The following is a 4,061-nucleotide window of genomic DNA, read 5'->3' on the forward strand; positions in this document are numbered from 1 at the left end:
CTCCCACACTTACTGTGTTCACTCCAAATGAAGCGAGTGTTTAAATCCGTACGTTACCGCGTGGCCCGGCAATCGCCCAGATGATCAGGCCCAGCACCGGCAACAACAGGATCAGCAAGATCCACAGCACTTTGGCGCCCGTGCTGGCGCCACTTTTGAACACGTTGATGATCGCCCAAATATCCAGCGCGAGGATGATCAGGCCGATCAGGCCATTAAAAGTGGAACCCATGGTGTCGCTCCTAAGTGAGGGCATGCCCTTGTAGGATAGTCAGCCCTGGCAGGGGTTCCGTTTTATTTCAGACGTGAACGGCAACGCGCAGCGCTTCCAGGGACGGCTCGGCCTTGATGCCGACTTCGGCGCACAATTGCAGGACGCGCGGCAGGTCATTGCCGTACACCAGCACGGCCTGGATCTCGTCATCCAGCAGTTGGCTGAAGTTCAGCAGCACGTAGCCGCCGTCTTCCGGGCTCAGGGCGCTCATCTGGATCTGGATGCGGTTCAGCGCGGTCAGGTCTTCGGTCTTGGCCAATTGCTTGGGCTTGAGGTTGAACGCCACGCCCGGGCCGAACGAGGCGACGATCTGGGCAAACAGGTCGCCGTACGTGTCGGCCTGGAACAGCACGGTCTCGGGCAAGCTGCCGACCACGACCCACTCACCCAACGGGATCGGGAAGGTGTCGTCGTAGTTGATATCCGGGTTCGCCGCCAGGAAGGCCGCAGGGTCCGCGTAGGCCTGGGCCGCTTCTTCAGCGACACGTGCCACTTCGTCTTCGCCCATGACGCCGGCGCTGATTTTACTGATGAGTTCGACGAGGGCGGTTTTCATGGGCTGATCCTGTGACGGTGTGGATTTTGAGGGCGCGTAGCCTACACCAGTTTCTGCAACTGCGCCGCCGTATCCACCGCGCCCATGGTCTGCGCCGCCGCCAGTGCGGTCGCACCCTGGGCGTCGGTAGCCTTGGGGTTGGCGCCCTGGCCGAGCAGGTACTCGAGCATTTCGACACGGTTGAACATCGCGGCGAGCATCAGCGCAGTACGGCCATCGGAGGATGAAGCATCCACTGGCGTGCCGCCTTCGATCAGCGCCTTGACCACGGGCAAATTGCCCTTGAACGCCGCACCGGCAATCGGCAGCTGGTTCTTGTCATTGGCGATCTGCGGGTCGGCCTTGAATTCGAGCAGCACTTTTACGGCCTCGGCGTGGCCATGGTAGGCCGCAAGCATCAGCAAGGTGTCGCCATTGTGATTGCGCAGGTTGGCCGGCAAGCCGTTGGCCAGCAGCGCGGCGAGCATGGCGGCGTCGCCTCGGCGGGCGACGTCGAAGACCTGCTCGGCAAATTCGGCGGCTTCGTCTTCAGTCATTTGTTTGGGCTGGTCTGACATGTAGGGCTCCTTGTCTGGGGTGCTTTATAGGCGCCCAGTGTCGCGACGGAGTTCCCCACTGTCATGCCTTTTTTGCCAAAAGCAGCCATAGCCAGAATCAATAACGAAACTGCCCGCCCTGGATCTGTGCCAGCAATTGGCCGGTGACCGGCACGTAACAATCCGAGCCCGGCAGCCACGCGAACACCGGGTCACTGCCCGCCTTGTCCGGGTCGAACGCCTCCTCCTTGAGCCGCACCTTCTGGTATTTGAACGTCCCCGTGGTTTCCATCTTCACCTTGATCCGCAGGAACAGCGGCACCGCGTAGTGCGGCAACTGGCCATGGGCGAATTGCAGCAACTCGCGCATGTCCAGGGCGGCCAGGGACTCACTTGGTGTGATCGCGACCATGCCCGCGCGGCCATTGGTGTTCTCGATCTCAACCCCATAGGCCACCACCTCGGCGATCTGCGGGTGTTGCAGCAGCACGTTCTCCACTTCGGTGGTGGAGACGTTTTCGCCCTTCCAGCGATAGGTGTCGCCCAGGCGGTCGACAAACTGCGCATGGCCAAAGCCGATACTGCGCAACAGATCGCCGGTATTGAAATAACGGTCGCCCTTTTCAAACACGTCGGTGAGCACCACCTTGCGGTTTTTCTCAGGGTCGGTGTAGCCGTCAAACGGCGACTTTTCATCGATCTTGGCCAGGAGCAGCCCCTGCCCGCCCGTGTTTACCTTGCGCATGAAACCGTCGCTGCCGCGTAACGGCTCACCATTGTCGTGGGCGTAGTCCACCAGCGCCCAGTGCTGCAGGCAAAAGCCGATGGTGTTATCGAAATTCAGCACGTTGGTGAAGCCGATATTGCCGTCACTGGCGGCATACAGCTCGCAAATATGCTCAACACCATAGCGCTGCTTGAACTGCGCCCACACACCGGGGCGCAGGCCATTGCCGACCATCTTGGTCACGCGGTTATCGCGGTCTTGCGCGTTTGGTGGCTGATCCAGCAGGTAGCGACACAACTCACCGACATAGCCGAGGGTGGTTGCGTTGAACTTACGCGCGTCGTCCCAGAACTGGCTCGCGCTGAATTTGCGCCGAATGGCAAATCCCGACGCACCCACAATCGCCGCGCCCCAGCACACACACAAACCGGTGGCGTGGTAGAGCGGCAAGGTGCAATACAGGACGTCGTCCGGGCCCATGTCCAGGGCAATGCTGCCGAAGCTGACGGCGGTTTTGGTCCAGCGCCCGTGTTTCATGATGCCGGCCTTGGGCAGGCCGGTGGTGCCGGAGGTGTAGATATAGAAGCAGGGGTCGTTGAAGAAAACACGGCGAGTGGTGTCAGGATTGTCCTCCGAGCACTCGGCGCTGGCGGCCATCAGGTCGATATAGCCCTCCGGCGCCGCGCTCGCCTGTTGATCGGAGACAAACCAGGTCCTTTCTGGCCCGATTGCCACCTGGTCGCGCACCACGCCATGGGCAGGCACCAGTTCTGCGCCCACCACAATCGCCACCGGGTTCACCAGGTTGAGGCTGTGCACCAACGCCGCCTGGGTCTGCGCGGTATTGAGCATGGCGCAGATGCCGCCCAGCTTGGCCACGGCCAGCACGTTCAACAGCAGTTCCGGGCGGTTTTCGATAAACAGCGCGACCACATCGCCTTTACTGATGCCTTGGGCTTGCAGGTGATGGGCGATGCGGTTGGCGCGCCGGTTGGCTTCGCTGTAACTGAGCACGCTGTCGCCATACAACAGCGCCCCGCCCTGCGGGTTGCGCAAGGTCGCCTGCTCGAAGTGCCAGCCGAGGCCGCAAGGTTGTTCGGGGTCGGTGACATTCGCGGCGCGCATGCCGCGTACAACCCGAGGCAGGGCGCGAACAATGGAGGGGACCTTACGCAGCATCATGCCCCAGGTGATCATCTCGTCTTGCTGATGGCTCATGGAGGAACGTCCTTTTTCTTATTCTTCGTATGATCCGCGAACAACGGCAGCCCTGTAGGCAACAGGCCGAATGCCTTGCAGGAAAATACGCCTGCCCTTCAGCGGCTGTACACGCAGGATTTGAAAAGTTTTGTATCCCGCCAAGCGGCGCGACCCGAACGGAATTCTGCCGCCTGGAGACGGTCATTATCGGTAGCCGCGAACGCAATTGACCGGCTCCGACAACGCAAAATGCAGGATGCACGATGGCCATTCATGCAATTTGCACGAAAACGAAAATCTGTATAATTTTTAACTCGTTGATTTATAACGTATTTTTTAGATAACCAATACTGGCACAATCGCTGCACCTATCACTCCATGCTTGCCAACTTGAGCCAACGGAGCTGATAGACATGAGCCTGATCCAAGATAAATTCGCTTCTGTATTTTCCCAATACGACGTCACCACTCAGCCACGTCCAGACGGTGGCATCCTGCTGACCCTGCGCAACAGCGAGGGCAAACAGGTCAAGCGTTCGATCTCTTACCAACAGCTGCACACTGCCGATCAACTGACGTGGGTGATCAGCGCCATTCGCCGTGACCTGGCCGAACAAGCCAGTGACCTGCCACAAATTTCCATGCTGCAAAGCCAGAACCGCTTTGCACTGCCGACCTACCATTCGGCTTAAGCAACTGCTACACACAAGGGCCGCGACGCCATCCAGCGTCGCGGCCCTTTTTTATGTGTTCAGCACAGGCCTTGCC

General features: G+C 59.7%; 5 protein-coding genes. 1 reads left to right on the top strand and 4 read right to left on the bottom strand.

All coding sequences use genetic code 11. The features are described from left to right. Positions 1-40 precede the first annotated feature (40 nt). The 4 genes from WBB95_RS21205 to WBB95_RS21220 all read right to left on the bottom strand — a co-directional run bounded on the left by WBB95_RS21205 (position 41) and on the right by WBB95_RS21220 (position 3,311). Positions 41-232 (bottom strand): PLDc N-terminal domain-containing protein, encoded by a 192-nt coding sequence (locus tag WBB95_RS21205; protein WP_003172956.1) that lies wholly within the window; start codon positions 230-232, stop codon positions 41-43. A gap of 67 nt (positions 233-299) precedes the next feature. Next, on the bottom strand, positions 300-830 hold the full coding sequence (locus WBB95_RS21210; protein WP_424489358.1) for a hypothetical protein: 531 nt from the start codon (positions 828-830) through the stop codon (positions 300-302). Positions 831-871: 41 nt separating this feature from the next. Then, positions 872-1,387: an ankyrin repeat domain-containing protein gene (locus WBB95_RS21215; RefSeq protein WP_424489359.1), complete on the bottom strand. Its 516-nt coding sequence runs from the start codon at positions 1,385-1,387 to the stop codon at positions 872-874. 97 nt (positions 1,388-1,484) lie between these two features. Then, on the bottom strand, positions 1,485-3,311 hold the full coding sequence (locus WBB95_RS21220) for a long-chain-acyl-CoA synthetase (protein ID WP_424489360.1): 1,827 nt from the start codon (positions 3,309-3,311) through the stop codon (positions 1,485-1,487). 395 nt (positions 3,312-3,706) lie between these two features. On the opposite strand from WBB95_RS21220, the gene WBB95_RS21225 reads away from it, so the two are divergent. After that, on the top strand, positions 3,707-3,985 hold the full coding sequence (locus tag WBB95_RS21225) for a DUF3509 domain-containing protein (RefSeq protein ID WP_048721059.1): 279 nt from the start codon (positions 3,707-3,709) through the stop codon (positions 3,983-3,985). The last annotated feature ends 76 nt before the right edge of the window (positions 3,986-4,061 follow it).

This window comes from Pseudomonas sp., from assembly GCF_049645325.1.
Classification (GTDB): Bacteria; Pseudomonadota; Gammaproteobacteria; order Pseudomonadales; family Pseudomonadaceae; genus Aquipseudomonas.